This window comes from Pseudomonas sp. MMS21 TM103, assembly GCF_022132145.1.
GTDB lineage: Bacteria > Pseudomonadota > Gammaproteobacteria > Pseudomonadales > Pseudomonadaceae > Aquipseudomonas.
Map to the genome: position 1 here is coordinate 231439 of NZ_JAJISP010000006.1, position 22409 is coordinate 253847.

18 protein-coding genes are annotated in these 22409 nt (G+C 61.7%); 7 read left to right on the forward strand and 11 right to left on the reverse strand.

Annotated elements, in window-relative coordinates; genetic code table 11:
• Positions 1–40: 40 nt before the first annotated feature.
• The 3 genes from LJY18_RS18445 to LJY18_RS18455 form a co-directional block, all read right to left on the reverse strand.
• A complete protein-coding gene (locus tag LJY18_RS18445; protein ID WP_238043309.1) occupies positions 41–943 on the reverse strand; it encodes a substrate-binding periplasmic protein in 903 nt (300 codons plus the stop codon).
• 5 nt (positions 944–948) lie between these two features.
• Positions 949–1368, reverse strand: coding sequence for a cytochrome c-550 PedF (gene pedF, locus LJY18_RS18450; protein ID WP_238043311.1), 420 nt, complete (start codon positions 1366–1368; stop codon positions 949–951).
• A gap of 387 nt (positions 1369–1755) precedes the next feature.
• Positions 1756–2199, reverse strand: coding sequence for a copper-binding protein (locus tag LJY18_RS18455; protein WP_238043313.1), 444 nt, complete (start codon positions 2197–2199; stop codon positions 1756–1758).
• Between the two features lie 157 nt (positions 2200–2356).
• Between LJY18_RS18455 and LJY18_RS18460 the strand changes: the two genes are divergently transcribed.
• The 7 genes from LJY18_RS18460 to LJY18_RS18490 all read left to right on the forward strand — a co-directional run bounded on the left by LJY18_RS18460 (position 2357) and on the right by LJY18_RS18490 (position 8750).
• Entirely contained in the window at positions 2357–3544 is a 1188-nt protein-coding gene (locus LJY18_RS18460) for an ABC transporter substrate-binding protein (RefSeq protein ID WP_238043315.1), read from the forward strand.
• A gap of 19 nt (positions 3545–3563) precedes the next feature.
• Positions 3564–4529 carry a YVTN family beta-propeller repeat protein gene (locus LJY18_RS18465; RefSeq protein WP_238043317.1) on the forward strand — a complete coding sequence of 322 codons (966 nt, stop codon included), beginning with the start codon at positions 3564–3566 and terminating at the stop codon, positions 4527–4529.
• Positions 4526–5254, forward strand: coding sequence for an ABC transporter ATP-binding protein (locus LJY18_RS18470; RefSeq protein ID WP_238043318.1), 729 nt, complete (start codon positions 4526–4528; stop codon positions 5252–5254). The genes LJY18_RS18465 and LJY18_RS18470 overlap by 4 nt, the downstream gene beginning before the upstream one ends.
• A 40-nt stretch (positions 5255–5294) precedes the next feature.
• Positions 5295–6086 (forward strand): ABC transporter permease, encoded by a 792-nt coding sequence (locus LJY18_RS18475; RefSeq protein WP_238043319.1) that lies wholly within the window; start codon positions 5295–5297, stop codon positions 6084–6086.
• Positions 6087–6681: 595 nt separating this feature from the next.
• A complete protein-coding gene (locus tag LJY18_RS18480) occupies positions 6682–7347 on the forward strand; it encodes a response regulator transcription factor (protein WP_238043321.1) in 666 nt (221 codons plus the stop codon).
• Between the two features lie 499 nt (positions 7348–7846).
• On the forward strand, positions 7847–8251 hold the full coding sequence (locus LJY18_RS18485) for a RidA family protein (RefSeq protein ID WP_238043322.1): 405 nt from the start codon (positions 7847–7849) through the stop codon (positions 8249–8251).
• A gap of 97 nt (positions 8252–8348) precedes the next feature.
• Positions 8349–8750 (forward strand): cupin domain-containing protein, encoded by a 402-nt coding sequence (locus LJY18_RS18490; protein ID WP_238043324.1) that lies wholly within the window; start codon positions 8349–8351, stop codon positions 8748–8750.
• Between the two features lie 213 nt (positions 8751–8963).
• Here the strand turns inward: LJY18_RS18490 and nahK are convergent, their stop codons facing one another.
• The 8 genes from nahK to LJY18_RS18530 form a co-directional block, all read right to left on the reverse strand.
• Positions 8964–11609 carry a hybrid sensor histidine kinase/response regulator NahK/ErcS' gene (gene nahK / locus LJY18_RS18495; RefSeq protein ID WP_238043326.1) on the reverse strand — a complete coding sequence of 882 codons (2646 nt, stop codon included), beginning with the start codon at positions 11607–11609 and terminating at the stop codon, positions 8964–8966.
• Entirely contained in the window at positions 11548–12702 is a 1155-nt protein-coding gene (nosP, locus tag LJY18_RS18500) for a nitric oxide-sensing protein NosP (RefSeq protein ID WP_238043329.1), read from the reverse strand. Before nosP ends, nahK begins: the two co-directional genes overlap by 62 nt.
• Positions 12703–12819: 117 nt before the next feature.
• Positions 12820–13215, reverse strand: coding sequence for a hypothetical protein (locus tag LJY18_RS18505; protein WP_238043330.1), 396 nt, complete (start codon positions 13213–13215; stop codon positions 12820–12822).
• Between the two features lie 232 nt (positions 13216–13447).
• Positions 13448–14629 (reverse strand): porin, encoded by a 1182-nt coding sequence (locus LJY18_RS18510; RefSeq protein WP_238043332.1) that lies wholly within the window; start codon positions 14627–14629, stop codon positions 13448–13450.
• A 269-nt stretch (positions 14630–14898) separates the two neighbouring features.
• Entirely contained in the window at positions 14899–17442 is a 2544-nt protein-coding gene (pqqF, locus tag LJY18_RS18515) for a pyrroloquinoline quinone biosynthesis protein PqqF (protein WP_238043334.1), read from the reverse strand.
• A 772-nt stretch (positions 17443–18214) separates the two neighbouring features.
• Positions 18215–19465, reverse strand: coding sequence for an OprD family porin (locus LJY18_RS18520; protein WP_238043415.1), 1251 nt, complete (start codon positions 19463–19465; stop codon positions 18215–18217).
• A gap of 230 nt (positions 19466–19695) precedes the next feature.
• Entirely contained in the window at positions 19696–21063 is a 1368-nt protein-coding gene (locus tag LJY18_RS18525) for an MFS transporter (RefSeq protein ID WP_238043336.1), read from the reverse strand.
• Between the two features lie 58 nt (positions 21064–21121).
• On the reverse strand, positions 21122–22330 hold the full coding sequence (locus tag LJY18_RS18530) for a M20 aminoacylase family protein (protein WP_238043417.1): 1209 nt from the start codon (positions 22328–22330) through the stop codon (positions 21122–21124).
• Positions 22331–22409 lie beyond the last annotated feature (79 nt).

Here is a 22409-nt window from a genome sequence, read left to right on the forward strand (position 1 = left end):
AGCGCCACCCCTTACCTCCCGTCACGACCCGGGCAACGCGCTAGTCGACGTCCTGATACAGCCCCGGCAATTCGTATTGCAGGGCGGACTGCTCGTAGAGGGTCTTCACACGGCCATCGAGGATCAACTCCTCGAGCTTTTCCTCCAGGGCGTAGGCCAGCTGCCGGTTGCTTTCGTGCACCACCATGCCGATATCCCAGACCTGCTTGCCCATCTTGGGATAGGCGTTCTCCGCCAGGGCCAGATGGCTGTCTGCGGCCTGCTTGACCTGCCAGTCGATCTCGCCGCGCAGGGCCATTACCGCATCGACCTCTCCCGCCTTCATCCCGGCAAAGGCGGCCTGGGGATTGCGGAAGTGATGGGTCATACCACTGAGCATGCCGTCGAAGACCGAGGACAGGTAGAAGGACGGCACGCTGTCGACCTCGACCCCAATCGGATGTTGCTGGAACACCGCCACGCTGGGCACCGCCTTGAGCCGGCGCTGGTCGTAGGCGAGCTGCCAGCGCTCGCGCTGGTAGGGACCGAACATCACCACCTGCTCGTTGACCAGCTCGCCGAACTCGTTGCTCATGGTGGAAAATTCGCGATCGTAAGGTACGCGCAGCATCACGTCGGCCAGCACATCCGGACGCAGGTAATGCCCGCGCCAGATGTAGTCACGCAGATCGTCGTCGAGCTTTTCCCCCGGCGGCGCCCAGATCAGCTCCAGCTTGAGCCCCAAGCCCTTGGCCAGGGCCTGGGCCAACTCGTAATCGACGCCGCGCGGCTGACCATCCTGCTGGAAGCTGTAAGGCGGGAAATCCTCATAGAGGGCAACCTTGAGCACTCCGGACTCGATGATCGAGTCATAGCTGCGTACTGGCGCCTGGGCGTGGACTGGCGCGGCCAGCAACCCCAACGTACAGAACAACGCACTCAACAGCAGGACATTCAGGCGCATGGCCATTACTCCTCGACGTGCACGCTCTCCAGGTAGCTGCGCACGGCCCACAGCGCTTCCTGGCTCAGGTAATCGGCCATCTTCGGCATATACACCCGACCGTCACGCACCGCACCATTGATCACCCGCTCCTTGAACCACTCATCACCCATGGCGCCGATTTCGAGCAGACGCAGATCCGGCGCGATGCCACCGGACTTGGCTTCCAGGCCGTGGCAGGCCGCACAGTTCTGGTTGTAGGCCGAGGCGCCAATTTCGATAGCGTGCTCGTTGCCGCGATACGGATTCTCCTCCAGCCACTCTTCACCCAGCGGATCCAGCCCATTGGTCTCCACAGTTTGCGGTACCACATTGCCATGCGCCAAAAGCGTGGACGAGAAAGCCAATAGCAGCAGGGCGAAACCGGTTTTTTGTTTGATTTTCATGATCCAGACCTCTTCGAATGCACGCAGGACAGGCTTGATTGAGCTTGCTTGTAGCCATCTTAGAAAGACCTGGGCGTGCACCGAATGCTGCTTTGGTGGCTCGTGGCTAGTCCCTTGGTAGTAGAGCTTGTGGCAGCATCCAGGCAGGACATGCGCAGCACGGCTGCTGGTATCGAGGGCTATCGGGCGGCAAACAGCCGGGCTTAACCGCGGCGTAACGCACCACGCGACCGTGACAAGGGCATTGCTGTTTGCAGGCGCGGGCCAGCCGCATGGGCTGAAGAACGCGGCGAGATCACCCTCGCTTGAACTCGCGGCCAGCCGGCAAAGCGCCAACGCTCATGAGTGGGGAACCTGAATACCGAAGCCGGATAGTTGTGGGTGGCCTTACTTGACCACGAAGTAGCCGAGCATGCCCTTGCCTTCCAGCCCCTTGGCGAAGAAGCGGAATTTGCCGGGTTTGATCGGCACGAAGAAAATTTCCGCCTCACCGGCATCCTCAAACTCGAGTTCGGTGAGGGTGATCGCCTTGATCTCCACGCCACCGGCTTCGACCTTGCGGAGGAAGATCGAAGTGGCGAATTCCGGCGCCTGGAACGCGTACTCCTTCTGCCCACTGGCGATGATTTTCAACTGGTAGGCCTTGCCGGTTTCCAGCTGGTACTCGACCTGGGACATGCTGTAGTCACTCTCTTCGCTGCCCAGGCGCAAATCCGCCAGCGCGATGCCGCGACGGGTCAGGTCGCCGGCGGCATAGGCATAGATAGTGTCGAAGCCGATCAGGCTGCAAATCAGCAGCATGGGAAGAAACAGCGCTTTGAGAATACGCATGACGAACACCTATTATTGTTATGGGTCGATGCGGCCATGCTAAAACCCCTAGCTGCATGCGAAGTTACTACCTTGGTAGCGCCCGACTGGTACTTTGGACATATTCCCCCGGCGGGCTGCGCTTTCTATGCTGGCAACACCTACTCAGGAGTTGCCCATGCGCCAGATCAGTCGTCATCTCTTGCTCTGTGCCGCCGTCACTCTCGGTTATGCGACCACCAGCCAGGCCGACAGCCCGGCAGCCGAGCTGCAGGTGCACATCGGCTACCTGGCCTACACCCCGGTAACCGGGCCGCTGCTGTCCAATGTGATAGGCGAACCTGCGGACGCCGGCCTACGCGGCGCCGAACTGGCAATTGCCGACAGCAACAGCACCGGACGCTTTCTCAAGCACGCCTACAGCCTCGATGTCGCCGAGCATGACGACAGCGAGAGTCTGCTCGAGGCCGCCCGCGCGCTGCATGACCAAGGCGTACGCCTGTTCGTGGTCAACGCCCCCGCGGTCACTCTGGGTAAGCTCAGCCAGGCACTCGCCGACAGCCTGCTGATTAATGCCGGCAGTCGCGACGACAGCCTGCGCCAGAGCGAGTGCCTGCCTAACGTGCTGCACACCCTGCCGAGCCGGGCCATGCTGGCCGACGCCCTGGCGCAGTTTCTTACCGTGCGCAAATGGACCCACTGGCTGCTGATCAGCGGCCCCACCGAGGACGATCAGGCCTATGCGGCGGCCCTGCGCCGTGCGGCCAAGCGCTTCGGCCACACCCTGGTCGCGGAGAAGCCCTGGAGCTTCGACAACGACCAGCGCCGCAGCGCCCAGGCCGAGATGCCACTGTTCACCCAGACCAAGGAATACGACGTGGTGCTGGTCGCGGACGAGCGCGGCGACTTCGGCGAATACCTGCCCTACCAGACCTGGTACCCGCGCCCGGTGGCCGGCACCCAGGGCCTGACCCCCACCGGCTGGCACAAGACGGTGGAGACCTACGGCGCCGCGCAGTTGCAGAAGCGTTTCGAGGCCCACGCCAAGCGCTGGATGAACGAGCGCGACTACGCGGCCTGGATCGCCGTGCGCAGCATCGCCAGTGCGGTGAGCAAACTGGGCCAGGCCGACGCCAGTGCAATCCGCACCCTGGCCCTGAGCGATCAACTACCACTGGACGGCTTCAAGGGCCGCAAGCTGAGTTTCCGCAGCTGGAACGGCCAGCTGCGCCAACCCATCCCTCTGGTGCATCCCCGCGCCCTGGTCAGCAACTCGCCGCAGGAGGGCTTTCTGCATCCTACCAGCGAGCTGGATAGCCTCGGCTACGACGCACCCGAGGTCAGCTGCCAGCTGACCGCCAACTGACAACAAGAGGAATAATCCCATGCGTTTCGCCTTGCTCGCCGCGAGCATCAGCCTGGCCCTGGCCAGCACCTCGGGCCTCGCCGCCACCGCCTATGTGTCCAACGAGAAAGACGACAGCATCAGCGTGATCGACCTCGACAGCATGCAGGTCAGCGCCACCCTGGACGTCGGCATGCGCCCGCGCGGCCTGCTGCTGTCCAGCGACAACAAGCTGCTGTACATCTGCGCCAGCGATTCGGATCGGGTCCAGGTGATGGACCTGGCCACACGCAAGATCATCAAGGAGTTGCCCTCCGGCGCCGATCCCGAGCAGTTCGCCCTGCACCCCAATGACCGCTGGCTGTACATCTCCAACGAAGACGATGCGCTGGTCACCGTGGTCGACAGCCACAGCGATCAAGTGCTGGCGCAGATCGACGTCGGCGTCGAGCCCGAAGGCATGGCAGTCAGCCCCGATGGCAAGTGGGCGGTCAACACCAGCGAAACCACTAACATGCTGCACTGGATCGACACCAGCAGCCACACCCTGGTCGACAACACCCTGGTCGACCAGCGTCCGCGGCATGTCGAGTTCGCCCCCGACGGCAAGCAGCTGTGGGCCTCGGCGGAAATCGGCGGCACCGTCAGCGTGATCGACGTCGCCAGCCGGCAGGTCCAGAAGGTGCTGAACTTCCAGATCAAGGGCGTGCACCCGGACAAGGTGCAGCCGGTCGGGGTGCGCCTGAGCGCTGACGGCAAGCTGGCCTTCGTCGCCCTGGGCCCGGCCAACCATGTGGCGGTGGTCGACGCCAAGACCTATGAAGTGCTCGATTACCTGCTGGTCGGCCGGCGGGTCTGGCACCTGGCCTTCACCCCGGACCAGCAACAACTGCTGACCACCAATGGCGTCAGCGGCGACGTCTCGGTGATCGACATGAAAACCCTCAAGGTGACCAAGTCGATCAAGGTGGGCCGCTATCCCTGGGGTGTGGTGGTCACCCCATGAACGCCCTCGAGGTTAGCGCGCTAGGCTTCGCCTACGGAGCACGCCAAGCCCTGCAGGGCATCGGCTTCAGCGTCGCGCCCGGCAGCTTCGCAGCGTTGCTGGGGCCCAACGGCGCCGGCAAGTCGACCCTGATCGCCCTGCTCACCCGGCTCTACGATCTGCAGCAGGGCGATATCCAGGTAATGGGCTGTAGCCTTCGCCAGCAGCCGCGTCAGGCCCTGCGTCAACTCGGCGTGGTGTTCCAGCAGAGCACCCTGGACCTGGATCTGAGCGTCGAGCAGAACCTGCGCTACCACGCCGCCCTGCATGGCCTGGCCAAGCCATTGGCGCGCGCACGAATCGACGAGGAACTGGCCCGCCAGCAGCTTGGCGAGCGGCGTCATGAAAAGGTCCGCGACCTCAACGGCGGCCACCGTCGCCGCGTGGAAATCGCCCGCGCCCTGCTGCACCGGCCGCGCCTGCTGTTGCTTGACGAGGCCAGCGCCGGCCTTGACCCAGCCAGCCGCCTGGCGCTCAACCAGCATGTCCGCCAGCTCTGCCGTGATGAAGGCCTGGCCGTGCTGTGGACCACCCACCTGCTCGATGAAGTGCAGGCGAGCGACGATTTGCTGATCCTCAATCGCGGCCGCCTGGTCGCCCAGGGCCTGGCCAGCCAGATCGGCGCCGACGATGCCAGCCTGGCTGCCACCTTCTCCCGCCTGACCAGCAGCGAGGTGCACGCATGAACGCTTCGCCCGCCCATCCCCCTTGCCAGGAGCCGCGACCATGAATGCCTACTGGTACTGCCTGCAAGGCATCGTCCAGCGCGAATGGCTGCGCTTTGTGCTGCAGCGTTCGCGCTTCTTCAGCGCCCTGGTGCGGCCACTGCTGTGGCTGCTGGTGTTCGCCGCCGGCTTTCGTGCCGCCCTGGGCATCGCCATCATCGCCCCCTATGACACCTACATCACCTACGAAACCTACATAGTGCCGGGGCTGGCCTGCATGATCCTGCTGTTCAACGGCATGCAGGGCTCGCTGTCGATGGTTTACGACCGCGAGATGGGCAGCATGCGTGTGCTGCTGACCAGTCCGCTGCCGCGCGCCTTCCTGCTCGCCAGCAAACTGCTGGCCATCGCCCTGATCTCCTTGCTGCAGGTCTACGCCTTCCTCGCCATCGCCTGGCTGTATGGCGTACAGCCGCCCATCTGGGGCCTGCTCAGCGCCCTGCCCGCCCTGCTCCTGGTGGCGCTGCTGCTCAGCGCACTGGGCTTGCTGCTGTCCAACGGCATCCGCCAGCTGGAGAACTTCGCCGGGGTGATGAATTTCGTGATCTTTCCGCTGTTCTTTCTCTCGTCGGCGCTCTACCCGCTGTGGAAGATGCGCGAAGCCAACGAATGGCTGTACTGGCTCTGTGCGCTCAATCCCTTCACGCATGCGGTCGAACTGGTGCGCTTCGCCCTCTACCAGCGCCTGAGCCTCAGCGCCCTGCTGATCTGCCTGGGCCTGACCGCGCTGTTCGCCGTGCTCGCGGTCCTCACCTTCAACCCGCAACACGCCGCCCTGCGCCGGGCCAACTAAGCGCGTCGGCTCGCGACTGAAGCGCCGCGCCGTCCGGCCGGCCCGGCACAAGCAAACCGCGCGAACACCATCGCCGACCGCCTGCCCCCTCGATAAAACAGCCACTTACGCTCATCCTTCTACTACTTTGGTACTGCTTTTCCTCTCCAATGTAGAATTCCCAAAGCAGGGGTATTGTTCTGTAATACACACACAAAAAGAATCGAGACTTAAGGTGATGAAGCACTGCCCAGCCCTGTACACGGGCGCTTCACTGATCGCAAGCCTGCTGCTGGCCACCCCGGCCCAGGCGGAAACTGCGCGCTTGACTGCCGACGGCTATCGTCTCAGCCGTTATCGCAGCCCCATTCCCGACCAGGTCGAACATGGCGACAACGGCGGGCCGCTGGTGTTTAACTGCCGCCCCGACTGGCAGGAAGGCGGTCAGGCGTGCCCACCCCCTGGGTCACAACAACCTCTACCACAACTGCATCGACGCCGGGCAGCAGGCTGGCCTGCCGCCGATCCGCGTACAACCGCTCGTCCCGCCATAACCGTGCACGCATTTCCCTACGGCTGTAGCCACACCATAATCAAAACAATGAGGTGAAAGGCCATGTACAAGATTCTAATTGCCGACGACCATCCGCTGTTTCGCGAGGCCATCCACAACGTCATCAGTGACGGCTTTCCTGGATGCGAAATCATGGAAACCGCTGACCTCGACAGCGCCCTGGCCATGACCCTGGAAAACGACGACCTCGACCTGATCCTGCTCGACCTGAACATGCCCGGCATGCACGGCCTGAACGGTTTGATCAACCTGCGCAACGAAGCGCCGACCATTCCGGTGGTGATCGTTTCCGCCGAGCAGGACAAGCAGATCGTGCTCCAGGCCATCACCTATGGTGCCGTCGGTTTCATCACCAAGTCCTCGCCGCGGGCGCAGATGACCGAGGCCATCCAGCAAATCCTCAACGGCAACGTCTACCTGCCGCCGGACATCATCCGCTCGCAAAAAACCAACTCCCACCGCACCTTCTCGGATCACCAGGGCTTCCCCCAGGAGCTGCTGCAAGCCCTGACCCGCAAACAGCTGCTGGTGCTGGAACGCATGACCAAAGGCGAGTCGAACAAACAGATCGCCTACAGCCTGGATATCGCCGAAACCACGGTCAAGGCTCACGTCTCCGCCATCCTGCGCAAACTCAATGTGCACAACCGGGTGCAGGCAATCCTCTCCGCCGGGGACATCGACTTCGCCGCCTACCTGCGCCGCTGAACAGGCCGCAGCCCATTCGCCACACAGGCAAAGTGCAGGCGCCTGGGGCGACTTATGTGCCGCTCTCGGCCCTGGACAATACGCGGCCAGGGCGCTGCCTCCTATCCTCGCCAAGCAGGCCCGGACAAATTGCAAGCAGCCCGAGCTAAGGGCTTCGGCCACAGCAGCGCCGTCAGATGACGACAGCGATAAAAGCAGTCCAGGCGTCAGCCCCATATCGCAGTACGCCCCTGTTCGCATGGCCAGGGCCTGGAGACTGAACTCGGTATGCCAATGCCGACGCTCTGGCTTTTTGGACAGTAGTAATGCTGGAGCAAAATACGGAAGCCAAGCGAATACGGGAAACCCTTGCAGCTGACGTAACATCCTGATCTTTCTAGATTTTCCCTACCCGAGATTCCGCGCTGATGCGTGCTTATGCGGAATCCACTACCATCGGATTAACGAAGAATTCCGTCTAATCACTGTTAGGTGCTGGAAGTTCGCTTCGGAGATTCGCATGAGCAAGAAGATCATTTCTGTTTGCGAGGCACCGACTCCGGTCGGCCCTTACTCTCAAGGCGTAATTATGGACGGTTGGATTTGCACGTCTGGACAGGTTGGTCTGGACCCAGCGTCAGGAATGTTGGTAGGGAAGGATGTCGCGGCTCAAGCTGATCAAGCATTACGCAACATTAAAGCCATTTTACAGTCTGGCGGATCCAGCCTCGATCAGGTGTTTCGAGTTACTGTATTCCTAACAAACATGGATGATTTTTCCACCATTAATGCAGTCTATTCGAGATTCTTTCCATCGGACTTCCCCGCTCGATCCTGCGTGGAGGTGTCGCGCCTACCTCTTGGGGCGCTGATAGAGATAGATGCAATGGCCAAGATATCTAGTGGGCGTCCTGTTTCCGGATAGAGTCACGCCTAACAATTCCTCAAGCCGAAGCCGCTTCGCGGCTCGGCTTAATTCAGGCGTTAGGCGGCACCAAAACCACACCTTGGAGCTCGCTGCAATGAATACATCGGAACCTGCTGTCCGGAGCGTTCACCCTAGCACCGAAGTCGACACGCTACAGCGTCTGCCGTACTTCGTCGGCATCTCGGGCCAGACGGTAAACGCAACCGGCTTGTCCATGCATCTCGTCGTCATACCGCCTGGCGCTCGCTCTGAGCCACATATTCACCTGGGGTACGAGACTGGCATCTACGTGCTGCAAGGACGAGTGCTTACACGCTGGGGTTCCGCGCTGCAGAACGAAGTGGTCAGCGAAGCGGGCGAGTTTCTCTTCATCCCGGCGGGTGTTCCACATGAGGCGATCAACCTGAGCGACACAGAAGCCGCTCGCGCCGTCGTGGCCCGCAACGATCCTGCCGAGCAGGACAAGGTGCAACCCTTCGTCCGCCCGCAACCTTAGCCGCCAGTGCCCGCCGGCCCCTTCGTTCGAGGCGAGCTTACTCGAAAGTGTCCGCGTTAATGGGGTAGAGCCCAGCTCACGCAGCGGGGGGCCAAGCGCTCAATCGATCACGCGGATAAAGATTGTTATCGGCCTTGCTGCGCAGCAGGACTCGCCTGTTGCGACAGTCTCGCTGCTCACCACGACCACGTGAAATCCCTTGGTTGATTGCCCCTATCCCCCCTGCCCGCCCCGCTCCAGCAGGTGGCTCATCGCGGTCTTCAGCTTCATCGGCCGTACCGGCTTGTGCATCAGGGTGTGGCCCAGGGCGCGCATCTGCTGCTTGAGCTCGTTGCTGTAGTTGGCCGTGATCATCAGTGCCGGTAACGGCGTGCTGCGCCTGGCGTTGATCAGGGCCACGGCATCGACGCCGTTGTGGCCGTCGTCGAGATGGTAGTCGGCGATCAGCAGGTCGGCCTCGGCGTGGTAGTTGTCGACCTGGCGCGCCAGGTCTTCTTCGCACAGCGCGGTGACCACCTGACAGCCCCAGGCTTCCAGTAGGGTACGCATGCCGGCGCAGATCGCCGCGTCGTTATCCAGCACCCAGATGCGCGAACCACTGAGGCGCTCGAGTAGCAGGTCGGGTGTGTCATGCCGCACCCGAGCCTTGGGCGCGAGGGTGGTCAGCGGGACTTCGATGGCGAACATCGAGCCCTGGCCCAAGTGCGAGTACACGCGGATACGGTGGCCGAGCATGCGCGCGATCTTGTCGACGATGGCCAGGCCCAGGCCGAGGCCGCGATCCTGCTTGCGGTGGGTCACGTCGCCGCGCTTGAACTCCTGGAAGATCTCGCCGAGCTTGTCCTCGGCGATGCCGATGCCGGTGTCCCAGACCTCGATCGACAGGCTATGCCGGCGGCGCCGGCAACCGAGCAGGATGCGCCCGCTGGTGGTGTAGCGGATGGCGTTGCTCAGCAGGTTGCGCAGGATCCGCGCGAGCAACTGGATGTCGCTGCGCACCAGCGCCGAGCTGGCAATGAAATCCAGGCGCAGGCCTTCGCTGCCGGCGATCTGGTGGTATTCGGCGGCGAGGTTTTCCAGCAGTTCGCTGACCGCGAAGGGGGCGATATCCGGCTTGATCACCCCAGCATCCAGCTTGGATATATCGACCAGGGTGCCGAGCAGGCTTTCCACGTCCTCCAGGGAATTGCTGACGTTGCGCACCAGGGCCGCGCTGTCGGCCAGTTCGCGTTTTTCCAGCAACGCGCTGGTAAACAGCCGGGCGGCGTTCAAGGGTTGCAGCAGGTCGTGGCTGACCGCGGCGAGGAATTTGGTCTTCGACAGGTTGGCCTGTTCGGCCTCGCCCTTGGCTTCGCGCAAGCGCGCTTCCATCTGCGTACGCTCGTCGATTTCACTGCGTAGCTGGGCATTCAGGTCGGTGAGTTCGGCGGTGCGTTCGCGGACCCGCTGCTCCAGGTGCTGGTAGGCCTGATGCAACGCCTCGGCGGTGCGCCGGCGCTCGGTAATGTCACGGATCAGCACGAAGATGCCGACCACCTCGCCACTGGCCTGACGATTGGGTACATAGGAGCGCAACATGAAGCGTTCCTGGCCGTGGTGGTTGGTTTCCGCGACCTCGAAGGTCACGCTCTCGCCGGACAAGGCCCGCTCGATGTAGGGCTCCAGGCGCCGGCAGTGCTCTTCATTGTGCACCTCGCGCAGGCTCTGGCCGAGCATCGCGCCACGGGGCCAGCAGTACCATTCCTCGTAGACCTTGTTGGTGAAGTCGTAGACCAGATCGGCGTTGAGGTAGGCGATCAGCGCCGGCACGTGGTCGGTGATCAGGCGGATCCAGCGTTCGCTTTCGCTCAGGGCTTCGGCATGCCGATAGCGCTCGGTGATGTCGGTGAAGGTGTTGACGAAGCCGCCGGTGGGCAGCGGATGGGTGCGTACCTCGAGCATGCGGCCGTCGTACAGGCGCAGCTCCAGCTCCTCGATGGACTTGCCGTTGGCATCGCGACTGGCGGGGGTCAGCAGTTGCAACTCGCTGTCGGCCATTACCTCGGCGAAGGGCCGGTGCGCGTTGATCGGCGCCAGCCCGCAGAGGTCGAGGAAGCGGTGGTTCCACAGCTCCAGATGGCCCTCGGCATTGACCATGGCCATGCCCTGCGACAGGTTGTCGACCGCGCGCTGCAGCAGCCGCGACTTCTGCGCCAGGGCCTGTTCGCGGCGCAGGGTCTCGTTGAGCTTGACCTCGGTGATGTCGGTGTAGAGGATCACCAGGCCGCCCTCGCGGGTCGGCCGTTCGCTGACCTGCACCCAGCGGCCATCGCGCAGGCGGTAGAGCATGTGCTCGTCGCGATTGCCGCGCTGCTCCTCGACCACCAGGCCGGTACTCTTGCTCAGGCGCTTGATCTCCGCCAAGCGGGTACCGGCACCGATGCGCGCGCGGCTGTGCGCCCATAATGATTTGAAGCGGCTGTTGAACAACACGATGCGTTGCTCGCTGTCGAACAGCACGAAGCCATCGGAGATGCTCTCGATGGCATCGATCAGGTGCTGGTGAGCGGTTTCCGCACGCAGCCGCGCATCGCTGAGCAACTGGTTGCTGGACTTCAGCTCGGCCATGGCCTGGTTCAAGGCATCGGTGCGCTCGCGCACCTGTTCGGCGAGCACCACCGAGTGCTGGAAGGCCGCATAGGCGTCGTCACCGCGCGAGTGGACCGACTCGACCCGCTCGATCAGCGCGCTGTTGATCCGCTTGAGCTTGTGGTTATCCCTTTCCAGCGCCGCGCAACGGGCTTGCAGCTCGGCGACATCAGCCTCGACCGGGACGGCCAATGGCGACTCCGGTGAAGGTTTGGTTGATGTGCATACCATTGAACTGCTCCCCGTAGGTATTGAACCCTATGACTTGCTGGCTACGCAGGAAGGCCGAGACTGGCTCGACCCCGCCGTCGTCCTCGATCTCCAGGCGCCGCAGAAAACAATCGCAGCCGATGGTCAGCAGCAAGGGGCCGAGGCGCTCGCGCAGACCGTCGAACAGGCTTTCCAGGTTGGGCAATAGTGGCCCGGGACGCATGGCGGTAAGGACGATGCCGTTCTCCACCGCACAATAGAAACTCAAACTGAGGTCGTCATTGACCCGCTGGATCGAGCGCACGTAGTACTGGTCGCTGATCCGCACGGCCAGGGGATTGGCGGCGAACACCCGGTGATCGAGGGCCTCCAGCGGCACGCCGATCAACTCGGCGTATTCCTGCGCAGCCGGTGCCGCGTTCAGTTCGAACACGCGCCGGCTGGTGCTGTCGGCCCGGGTCACCACCAGTTTCTCGGCGCAGGGTTCGATGTGATGGGTGCTGAACACCTCGAAATCCAGCCAGGTATTGAACAGCACCACCACCGCCGCGCCGGTATGGAACTGGCCGCCGTAGTAGACATGGGTGTGGGTCAGGTGGTTGTCGTCGCCGGCCGAGCCGCCGAAATGCGGGATGCTGCCGAATGCCGCACTGAGTGCGCCGAGCACCACCTCCTCGCGGCTGGACAAACCATCGAGCAGGGTCAGGGCGAAGCTGTGGCCCTTGATCGAAGCCAGCTCGTTGTTGCGGCAATCCTTGGCCAGGCGTTCGACCAACTGCTGGGCGTCGATCAGGCTGAAACGCTCCATTTCGTCGATCAATGCACTGGAGATCGAGAAGCTGCGGTGATCGAAACCCACCGCACTGACGCAGCCGCGGCCGTAGCCCTGGGGGGTGATTTCCCCGGCGCTGGTACAGCCGATCAGGTTGATGCCGCCGAAGTACTGATCCAGGGCCTCACCGAGGCTTTCCAGATCGTATTCCGCCGAACAGAAGAACAGCACGAAGCCCAAGTGCGGGTGAATCAGCTGGCGTGCCAGTTCCTGTGCCACCAACTCCACATCCGTGGCACTCGAGGTCGCGGTGACGACGCCTTCGGTCCGTTCCTGCTGCATAGCTTGCCCCAATAAAAAACCCAGCTGTCATGGGATGATTCTACGAAGCTCTCCGCTTATGCCCCATGCCACTTGAGTCGCGCCGGCCTACTCCCTAAGTAGCGGTACACCACAGCATCAGGCGGACAATGGCCAGAACAGCAGGGTCAGCAACATTAATCCGGCGTAGAAGGCGATTTCCAGCGTCTCGCTGAGCGGCTGGATATGCCGCAAGGCGCCATAGACGTGCACCACGATCATCATCAGCGCCGTGGCGGCGAGCAGTTCAAAAACCATGTGAATGGCTTCACCCGTCAGGGCGGCGCGCAGCATCACGGCTTCGAGGATCAGGATAAATGCACCCAGACAGCGGCCAAAATACACCGTCAGGTCAGTCTGCGTGGGTATCTGCCACCCCATCAACCGGGCCCAGGTCAGCGGAACGAGAAAGATCGGTAAAGCAAAGACCAGCGTGGTCGCGACGGTCAGGATCAGCAGGTAATCAGCCGCCGAATCACTCCATATCCCTAGCATCGGGGCATCCTTTCATGAGCCTTGGGTAAGTACGCTGCACTCAGAGGCAGCGCATCAGCACAATCGGCAGGGCGAGGAACAAAGCGGTTACCGGAAGCAGAATCGGCAACAAATCCAGGCTATCGATCAGCATTTACACCTCCATCAAGGGCACCAGACCCCAGACAACCCACTGGCGCCTACAAATAAAAACCGGACAGGCTTGCCCTGTCCGGTTGTTTCACCGCACGAATTACCAGTTCAGCACGGCACCGACGGCGAAGGTGTCGGTGTCTTCATTCAGACCACTGCCGGTCGCGGCATCGATCTGGTACTGGTTGTATTCGGCAACCAGCTTGAGGTTGTCGTTGATGGTGCGGAAGTAGGCGACGCCACGGGTTTCGTAGTCTGCCGCAGTACCCAGCCCGTTGCCGTCGTCCTCGGTCTTGCCATAGGACAGCGCCACGCGGTTCTTGCCGAAGGTGTAGGAGCCCTGAAGCAAGTAGCCGTCGCTATCGATTTCACGCAGGGTCGGCTCACCGGCGTTGTTGGTGAAGAAGGGGTTCATGCCTTCAGCCTGGAAGCCCGAAGCAGTCAGGGAAACACCGCCCATCTTGGCCTGAACGCCATAGCCGACGCCCTGTGAAGTCACGGTGTCGACGCTGTTGTCGGTGCTTTCCGAGGACTGGTAGGCCCCATTGAGCCAGGAATAGATGGTCGCGCCGCCAAGATCGAACTGGTAGCTGATTTCGGACTCGAAGCGCGGCTGATCCTGATAGGACTTGCCGGCGCCATCGTCACTGGTGTCCACCGGATCCATGATGCCAACGGCAAGATTCAGACCTTCGGCCAGACCGTTGTTGCGGTAGGTGATCTGTGCGGTCGGGAACGGGTACGGGTAACCGGTGCCAATATTGCCGAACGATACGCCGCCGCCATCAACCAGACCCAGGGTATCGCTGACGTTGCCATAGCCGGCCAGCATCTCGTCGCGGAAGATGTTCGAACGCGAGAACAGACCGAAGTCCTTACCCACCAGCACTTCGCCCCACTCAGGGCTGGTGACGGTACCGTAGAACTGGCGGACGTCGATGGCGGTGGCAGTGCCATTGGATTCACTGTCGTTGATCGTCACCCAGAACGAAGAGCGGCCACTGACCTTGAGGTCGTCGATCTGCTTGCCGAAATTGAAGCCGATCCAGTTGGGCAGGAAGCCCATCTTCACCCGTGCCTGGCGGCGGTCGAACTGTTCGCCCTCGCGATCGACATCGCTGTTCACATAGAAGGCGTTGACGTAACCGTCGGTAGAAAAGGTGGTGCCGTCCTGGTCATACAGGACGATTTCCGCGGCCGCTTGCTGGGCTGTTGCCAGGGCTACGGCGGCAGTCAGAGCCAGGGGCAGGAATCGGGTATTGGCGATCTTCTTGTTGTGCATAACGCTCTCCGCTTGTGGGAATGACCGCAAGGTCAGTCGTGTCGGAGGCGATTATCGAAAAGCATGGCGCCCGGCCATACGCTGCTATAGCGCTGGATAACTGCTGCTTTGGCCGGACTCAGCGGCGCGCACAATTAGACGTAAGACCCGGCCATACCCCGGAGCACGCCAAAGGTCGTAGGCCTTTACGCCGAGCGCACGCGGACCTGTTCGCCTGATCGACGATAGACCTGAGAGTGGCTAAGAGAAGGAAGAAGCGGCGCAGTCGATCAGCCGGGTGATGACCAGCCCGCCGCCGGCTTGACGGCAGTGGCCAGCACTCGCCAACTGCCCTGGACCTGGCTCAGCTGACGATGCGCGGCCAGCAACTGCGGCCGTTCGAGCATGGCCAGGGCCTGCAATACGGCGGTCTCGTGTGCCGCTGGCAAACCGGCCAGGTGCGCTTGCCAGTACTGCTCGGCCAGATCCTGCGGGCTACTGGGCGCCTGTCGACGCAGCTCGGCGACGATCAGCGCCAGTGCCTGATCATCCAAGGCGCCCAGGCGCTCGCCCTGGGACTGGAGAAAAGCCTCGATATGCTCAAGGATTTGCTCCGCCGAGGCATGCGGCGACTGCACGGCAAACAAAATGCCGCGATGTGCCTGCACCTGACGGAATCCGCAATACACCGCATAGCCCAGTTGCAATTCGCTGCGCAGACGCCGGTAAAACGCGCCCTGACAGCACTGCGCGAGCAATCGCCAAGCGGCCTCGGTCTCTGCATCCAGGGTCGGCAACGGGCAGAACAGCAGCAACGCCGCCTCGCTGCAGTCGATCGCGGCGTCTTGCCAGTAACGCCCAGCGGGGCCCATTGCCGGCGGTTCTGGCGTGTTCAGCGGCGCGACCGAGCGGAACACTCGTTCGATCTCGGCTTGGCCGGTAGGATCCATTCCCACGCCCAGACCGTCAAACCGCGCCTGCCGGTAGCACTCATGCAGGCGTTGCGCGGTCAACCCGGCGCACTCGCGCCTGGGCGCTGCGAACAACTCGGGCAAGCGTGCGAGCAGCTGCCTGAAAGGCATCTCGGCTTGCGCCTGAATGGCAGCCTGCCGGGCCTCGCGCGGCCCTTGTCGCCAGGCGCCGGGCGCAGGATCAAGCAGCGCTGCCAGCACCGGTGGCACGACCACAGGCAACAAGCCGGCAGTCCCTTGCAGCGACAGTTGCCAGCCATCGTCCTCAGCGGACAATTGCAGTACGACCCCGACCTCTGCCGCCTCGACTGCGAGGGTTCGCAGAGCCATCCGTAACAGCGCCTGCAATTCGCCAGCGTCGACCCGCTCGGCCAGCCAGCAGCGCCAATAGAGCGTGGCTTGCACCCCCTCCCCCGTGGCGAGCGCTGGCACCCAACGCACCCGGGCCGTTATGCCTAGGGCTGGTGTTGCGGCGGCTGCAGCAAAGAGAAATGGATTGGCCGGCGGCAACTGCCACGCCCAGGTGCAAGGCGCTGCGCTCACTGGCGGCGTCGCCTCCATCTGCAAGGCAAAGCCAGGCGCCGGCCAACTGGGCGCTGGCCGGGTACTGCCGAACAATCGCAGCAGACGCCGGGCGTCCTGCATCTGTTCCAGCAGCCCCGCCACGGCGGCCTGCCCCGCCCCACTCAGGCCAGCGCCCGGACTCCAGTCAGCCGCCAGACAATCCTGCCAGTGACGCGCCAGGGCCAGTGCCTGCAAGCTGTGCAGGCGCTGGCCCTGAATTGCGCGATAGCGTTCGTACAAAGTCTCGTGCTGACCGGCAGCAGCAAAGAACCCCAACCAGCCCAGCACGGCGGCCACAATCGTTGCCTCGGTTGCGCCCGCCTCATCGACGCCAGCAAAGCTCAGCAGCAACATGGCCTGGTCGGCGTAGCGGTACACCAGCCGAACCTGCAGCCCTTGGCACAGCTGCGCCTCGCGCAGGCAGGCGAGCAAACCGCCCGGCGCCTCAGAGCGCAGCCAGGTCTGCAGAAAATCCAGGGCGGCGTCCGCACCTGGCGCTGACCACTCAAGCGCGAAGCCCAACTGCAGGGAGGGTGCACCGCCAGGCAGGGTCATGCGCAACTGCTGCACGCTCAGCGGTAACAACGCTGCCGGGGACGACTGCCGCTGGTGGCCTCGCCCCGGCAACGCCGCGCCGTGACGCTGGACCAGCTTATCCAACTCAGCGGATGCCTGCGGGCCAACCACCATCAGCGACAGTTGTCCGGCCTGGTAGAAGCGCCGGTGAAACGCCCGCAGCGCCTGCTGAAATGCGGCCTGCTCGACGGCCAGGGTGTGACGGTTGCCGGCCTGAAAAGCCGCGAAGCGGTGCCCGCTCGGCAACGCTTGACCCAGCGCCACCGCCACCAGGGTCTCGGGGTCCTGGCCGCGGGCGAGGAACTCGGCATGCACCACCTCGCGCTCGCGCAACTGCGCCGCCTCATCCAGCAGCGGATGGACCAGCATATCGAGCAAGCGAGCCAAGGCCTCGTCGAGCCGATCGGCCGGCACCTCGCAGAAATAATCGGTGTGACGCGCCTGGGTCGAGGCATTGACCTGCCCGCCGCAGGCCTGCACGAACGCCATCAGACTCTGTTCGACGGCATAACCACTGCTGCCGAGAAACAGCAGGTGCTCGAGAAAATGTGCCATGCCTGGGTAATCCGCCGGCTCATCATGGCTGCCCACCGCAACCCGCACGCTGATCGCCGCCTTGGCTGCACCCGGCAGGCTGAGCATGGCCACCTGCAGCCCGCTGGCCAACTGCCGACATTCCGGCTGGGCAACAGTGAGCGACGGCAAGGTGCAGACGGCAGGCATAGCTAGACTCGACTCTGGCAGGTTTCGGCACTCCAGCATCAAACACTCGCTAACTGAAGGGCAATAGTGCTTTGGAAGTAGCGGTAACCGTACAAAGTCCAAGCGAATGGGCTGACAAACCCACGGCGATATGGCCGATCAGCCAATAAAGCCGCCCAGCATGCCCTGCTCGCCCAGCCGACATACCTGATAAATTTGCCACCCCGTTATCGGTGCGGCGCCTTGGCTGCCTGCTGAACACTAATAACGCGAACCTCCCGAGCCCGCTGAAACAAGACCACCCAAGATGTCCCAAGATCACCTCGAACCTCTGCGCCAAGACCACCCGCCTGTCTGCCGCCGCTTCTCCGTGGCGCCGATGATGGAGTGGCGCAAGCATACTGTTATCACTGCCCTCTGATTCAGTCATGCACAATTTCTGCTCAACTTCTGACACCCCATAAATGCCCATTTGCACACGCCAAGTCGTAGTGCGTCCAATCAGGAAAGATGCCAAGTCATTTGAAGATGCACTTCCTTACGGTGCGCTGGTAGCCCACGAGCAGAGATCGTAGGGTAATCCCCCCTGAAATCAGTGCTCGTCAGAAGTAGAATTTTGTCCTAATCGGATCAAGGGAATTAGGCGTGAAGACATCGCGCTTTCGGCGCAGCCTAATCATCGCCATTCATACCTTAAACGCCGTGTGCTGTAGACCGGGAGTAGAGCAGTGGGTGCGCTTTTATCCCCCAAAATAACTGCCAGCTCGCTATTAGTTCCGGCAAGCTGTGAGGCTCACCAGAGCGCTAAGGTGTAACCCAGAATCAGGCGATTCTCATCTATATCCGTTGCGAGTCCATTACCAGACCTGAAACTCACGTTCCTCCAGCGCAGACTCAACCCCTTCAGGCTACCACTCTGCACGACGTAGGCCAGATCGGTATCGCGCTCCCACTCCTGGCCTCTGCTAGTCGTCGCGGTCCTGGCATTGCGGCCATCGACATAACGGGTCATGAATGTCAGTCCGGGAATACCCTGGGCGATGAAGTCATAGTCATATCGTAGTTGCCAGGAGTCCTCCTCGGCGCGGGTGAAGTCATTCAGGGTCACCAGGTTGACGACGTAGGCCGCCCCGCCGTTGAGGTAGGGAAAGGCACTATTGCCGGATAGGGTTTGCCAGGCCGCGCTGACCTTGTGGCCGCCATGGCTGATACTGAATATGCCATTGAGATTGCGGTTGTCGATCTCACCCGCACGCTGACTGCCATCGCCGCGACTCTCGAAGTAACGGATATCGCTGCGCAGGCTGAAACCGCTGGGCAGTGATTGGTTATGCACCAGACCGATAAATTGCTGGCGGTAGATCTCGTCGAGCTGACCATAGTAGTAACTGATGGCGAGCTGCGGATTGATCGCGTAGCTACCCCCGACAAAGTCAAAGGCGTCGCTAGAGGTACTGCCTAAGCCGATCTCGTCGCGCCCTGAAGAGTCGCGCAGATTGCTGCGGGTCAGGCGGCCAGCGTCGACAGTCAGACCCTCCACCTCCTGGAAAGTGAACATGCCACCCTGGAAAGTCGAAGGGAGCAGGCGGGTGTCGTTGTAGATGGCAATCGGCAGCCATGGTTGCAAGGTGCCTAGACGTAGCACGCTCTTCGACGCGCGCAGTTTCGCGGTCAAGCCCAGCTCGCTATAGTCGTCCACCGGTTCTTTGCTGGTGGGACTGAACGGCAACAGGCCCGTGCCACGGCGATCGCGACTGGAATCCAGCTTGATCCCAAGCTCGCCGATGGCGTCGAGCCCGACGCCTACCGAGCCTTCGGTGTAGCCCGACTCGAGCCGGGCGATGAAGCCCTGGCCCCATTCAGCAGCTTTTGCCTGGCGCGCCGACTCCTGGCGGAAATCGCGGTTCAGGTAGTAGTTTCGAAGCTCCAGGCTGGCCTTGCTATCGTCGATGACGCCGGCCACGACCACAGAAGCCATCAAAAGAAATGGGGTTGCTAACAGGCTTGCGATCAGGCGCGGACCAATCACTTGGATGTGGTTCATTGTTTTTATTCTCAACATTTTCAATAAGGGACAATGCTTCGCGCGGGGGCTGCCCCCGCTGCATCGATTACAGCCATAGAGCTTATGGACTGCATGAGTAGTGGAGCCACGACAGTTCGGCAGCGGAGGGTCTTAGGATCCATTCAGGCTAACGATGGCAGCTCACTGCCTTCAGCCCCGTCGAGGTCTCACTAGACAGTTTCCGCCACCGGATAGTCGAAGGCCTACGCCTACAGGCCTTGAGTGGTCTCACGGCTGAGGGGCACGTCGGTATGGGTCGACTGCACCCCCAGTTTGACGGGGTCGCCATTATCGACGACCGCAAGGTGTGCCTCGTGCGTGCGATCAATCAGGAAAAAGGCTGCAACTAGGCCAAGGGCCGCGGCAAACATCACGTAGAACACCGGCGCAATGGCAAGGCCTGTAGTGTGAATCAGCCAGGTCACGATGAACTGGGCAAAACCGCCGAAAATCATCACTGCGAGGTTGTAAGCGAGCGCGAGCCCCGTAGAGCGGACGCCAACGGGGAATTGCTCCGCCATCACGGCTGATATTGGTCCGAAGTACACGGCGAGCAGTGTGCACAACACCACTTGCATCGTCATTAGTCGAGCGAATGACGGCGCCGCATGAACCCAGCTGAACAACGGATAAAGGGCGACAAGGAGTCCGGCGGTCGCGGCTATGATCAGTACCCTCCGGCCAACGCGGTCAGACAGAGCCCCGAATACCGGCATCAAGAGTGTCATCAGCGCGACGGCAATAACCTGGGCGGTAAAGGCTTCGGTCAGCGGCAAATTCAATTGCTGACTCGCGAAGGTCGGCATGTAGACAAGAATTACGTAGAAGCCAACGGTGCCACATACCGTGAGCGCCATAACGATGATCACCTCGCGCAGGTGATTACGCAGCATACGAGCGAGCGATTGTTTTTCCTTTGGTGCTTGGCGAGCCTCCAGAAAGGCACTGGTTTCCGACAAATGACGGCGCATCCACAACCCGACTGGACCGATGATGAGACCTATCATGAAGGGAATGCGCCAGCCCCAGGCGTCAAGCGCCTCCGGTGTTAGTCCACGCGTAACCAGTGCAGTGATGGCAGCGCCACAGAATACCGCTAAACCCTGACCGAACATCTGCCATGAGCCATAGAGTCCACGGCGATTGGGCGGAGCACTCTCGATCAGAAAGGAGGTGGCGCTGGCGAATTCGCCGCCGGTAGCGAACCCCTGCAGCAGGCGTGCAAGCACTATGAGCAGTGGCGCGGCAACACCAATCGCGGCGTAAGGCGGGGCGAATGCAATCAGCGCGATGGATACGGTCATCATGCCGATAATCAGCTGCAGTGCGGCCTTACGCCCCCTGCGGTCAGCGTAAATACCGAGCAGAACACCGCCGACTGGGCGCATGAAGAAGCCGACGCCAAATGTCGCCGTTGCCATGAGTAACGAACTGTATTCGCTGTCGGAAGGAAAGAACAGGCGTGAAATCACCACGGCGAGAAAGCCAAAGACGATGAAGTCATACCATTCCAGTGCATTACCGATCACGGCCGCGACAATCTGGCTCTTGAGGGGCGCTGCGTGTTGTCTGCTCATGCTGCCATCTCCACAATAGATCTTACTTGTTGTTATTAATCTGAGTGATCAAAGCGATTCATTCGCCGAAGAACCGCTTACCAAGCGCCACCCAGAAGGCTGCGCCAGGTACCAAACAGGCATCATTGAAGTCGTAATGGGGGTTGTGCACACTGCAAGGTCCCAGGTGCTCGCCACCGCCGAAACCGTTGTCGCCGTTACCGATGAGCAGGTAACAACCTGGTACCTGCTGCAAGATAAAGGCGAAATCTTCGCTACCGCTTAACGGTGGGGCATCACCAACGACCCGTGCATCGCCGACCAGTTCGCGCGCGACCTCAGCCGCGAGGTGCGTTTCGCTAACGCTGTTGACTAGGACTGGATAACCGCGCTCGTAATGGACTTCGCAGGCGACGCCGAAGGCTGCCGCCTGCCCTTCAACTAGAGTGCGAATACGCGTCTCAAGCAAATCGCGCACCTCCGGTCGCAGAGCGCGCACGCTCAACTCCATCTCGGCCATTTCAGGGATCACGTTGTAGGTTTTTCCCGCCTCGATGCGTCCCACGCTGATGACCGCAGCGTCGTTCGGGTCAATATTGCGCCCGACAATGGTTTGCAGGGCGAGTACGGTCGCTGCCGCGGGCAGCATCGGATCCACGGCGAGGTGCGGCAATGCACCGTGCCCGCCCTTACCGTTGAAACGTATTACTACCCTATCGGACGAGGCCATAAAGGCTCCCGCACGAAAGCGGAAATGGCCAGTCGGGACACCCGGGTAGTTGTGCATCGCGAAGACCGCATCGCATGGGAAGCGCTCGAGCAATCCCTCATCGAGCATGCGTCGTGCCCCGCCTCCGCCACCCAGTTCTTCAGCGGGCTGAAAAATCAGGTTCAACGTACCGCTACCTGGCAGGCGCCCTTCCCGGTGCATGCGAGCGAATACTTCCGCAGCGCCCAATAGCATCGTGGTGTGACCGTCATGACCACAGGCATGCATTTGGCCTGGAGTAAGGCTCGCCCATGGCAGGCCTGTCAGCTCCTGAATCGGCAGCGCGTCCATATCAGCACGTATGCCGAGCCGAGGCCCGCCCTCGCCCCAGCACAGGGTCCCTACGACACCGGTAACCGCAATATCGCAATGCACCTCGTAACCCCATTGCGCCAAGCATTCAGCCACAAGCCGGCTTGTCGCAAACTCGCTGAAGCCGAGCTCAGGATGCTGATGAATCGTGCGCCGCCATGACTTCATCGCAGCTTCGTTGGGTAGGTAGAGATCGAATGTATTCATGGCTCGATAATAGAATTTGCAGTGCTTTATGGAAGGCAGTATTTTTTCCATGGTGACAACTAAAAGGAATCACCCCTCC

What these genes read in the sequence shown, in the direction of transcription:
- LJY18_RS18455 (WP_238043313.1), bottom strand. Translation starts at nt 2,199, where the DNA reads ATGCGTATTCTCAAAGCGCTGTTTCTTCCCATGCTGCTGATTTGCAGC.
- pedF (WP_238043311.1), bottom strand. Translation starts at nt 1,368, where the DNA reads ATGAAAATCAAACAAAAAACCGGTTTCGCCCTGCTGCTATTGGCTTTC.
- LJY18_RS18475 (WP_238043319.1), top strand. Translation starts at nt 5,295, where the DNA reads ATGAATGCCTACTGGTACTGCCTGCAAGGCATCGTCCAGCGCGAATGG.
- LJY18_RS18510 (WP_238043332.1), bottom strand. Translation starts at nt 14,629, where the DNA reads ATGCACAACAAGAAGATCGCCAATACCCGATTCCTGCCCCTGGCTCTG.
- LJY18_RS18465 (WP_238043317.1), top strand. Translation starts at nt 3,564, where the DNA reads ATGCGTTTCGCCTTGCTCGCCGCGAGCATCAGCCTGGCCCTGGCCAGC.
- LJY18_RS18525 (WP_238043336.1), bottom strand. Translation starts at nt 21,063, where the DNA reads ATGAGCAGACAACACGCAGCGCCCCTCAAGAGCCAGATTGTCGCGGCC.
- LJY18_RS18530 (WP_238043417.1), bottom strand. Translation starts at nt 22,330, where the DNA reads ATGAATACATTCGATCTCTACCTACCCAACGAAGCTGCGATGAAGTCA.
- nosP (WP_238043329.1), bottom strand. Translation starts at nt 12,702, where the DNA reads ATGCAGCAGGAACGGACCGAAGGCGTCGTCACCGCGACCTCGAGTGCC.
- LJY18_RS18480 (WP_238043321.1), top strand. Translation starts at nt 6,682, where the DNA reads ATGTACAAGATTCTAATTGCCGACGACCATCCGCTGTTTCGCGAGGCC.
- LJY18_RS18520 (WP_238043415.1), bottom strand. Translation starts at nt 19,465, where the DNA reads ATGAACCACATCCAAGTGATTGGTCCGCGCCTGATCGCAAGCCTGTTA.
- pqqF (WP_238043334.1), bottom strand. Translation starts at nt 17,442, where the DNA reads ATGCCTGCCGTCTGCACCTTGCCGTCGCTCACTGTTGCCCAGCCGGAA.
- LJY18_RS18505 (WP_238043330.1), bottom strand. Translation starts at nt 13,215, where the DNA reads ATGCTAGGGATATGGAGTGATTCGGCGGCTGATTACCTGCTGATCCTG.
- LJY18_RS18460 (WP_238043315.1), top strand. Translation starts at nt 2,357, where the DNA reads ATGCGCCAGATCAGTCGTCATCTCTTGCTCTGTGCCGCCGTCACTCTC.
- LJY18_RS18470 (WP_238043318.1), top strand. Translation starts at nt 4,526, where the DNA reads ATGAACGCCCTCGAGGTTAGCGCGCTAGGCTTCGCCTACGGAGCACGC.
- LJY18_RS18485 (WP_238043322.1), top strand. Translation starts at nt 7,847, where the DNA reads ATGAGCAAGAAGATCATTTCTGTTTGCGAGGCACCGACTCCGGTCGGC.
- LJY18_RS18445 (WP_238043309.1), bottom strand. Translation starts at nt 943, where the DNA reads ATGCGCCTGAATGTCCTGCTGTTGAGTGCGTTGTTCTGTACGTTGGGG.
- LJY18_RS18490 (WP_238043324.1), top strand. Translation starts at nt 8,349, where the DNA reads ATGAATACATCGGAACCTGCTGTCCGGAGCGTTCACCCTAGCACCGAA.
- nahK (WP_238043326.1), bottom strand. Translation starts at nt 11,609, where the DNA reads ATGGTATGCACATCAACCAAACCTTCACCGGAGTCGCCATTGGCCGTC.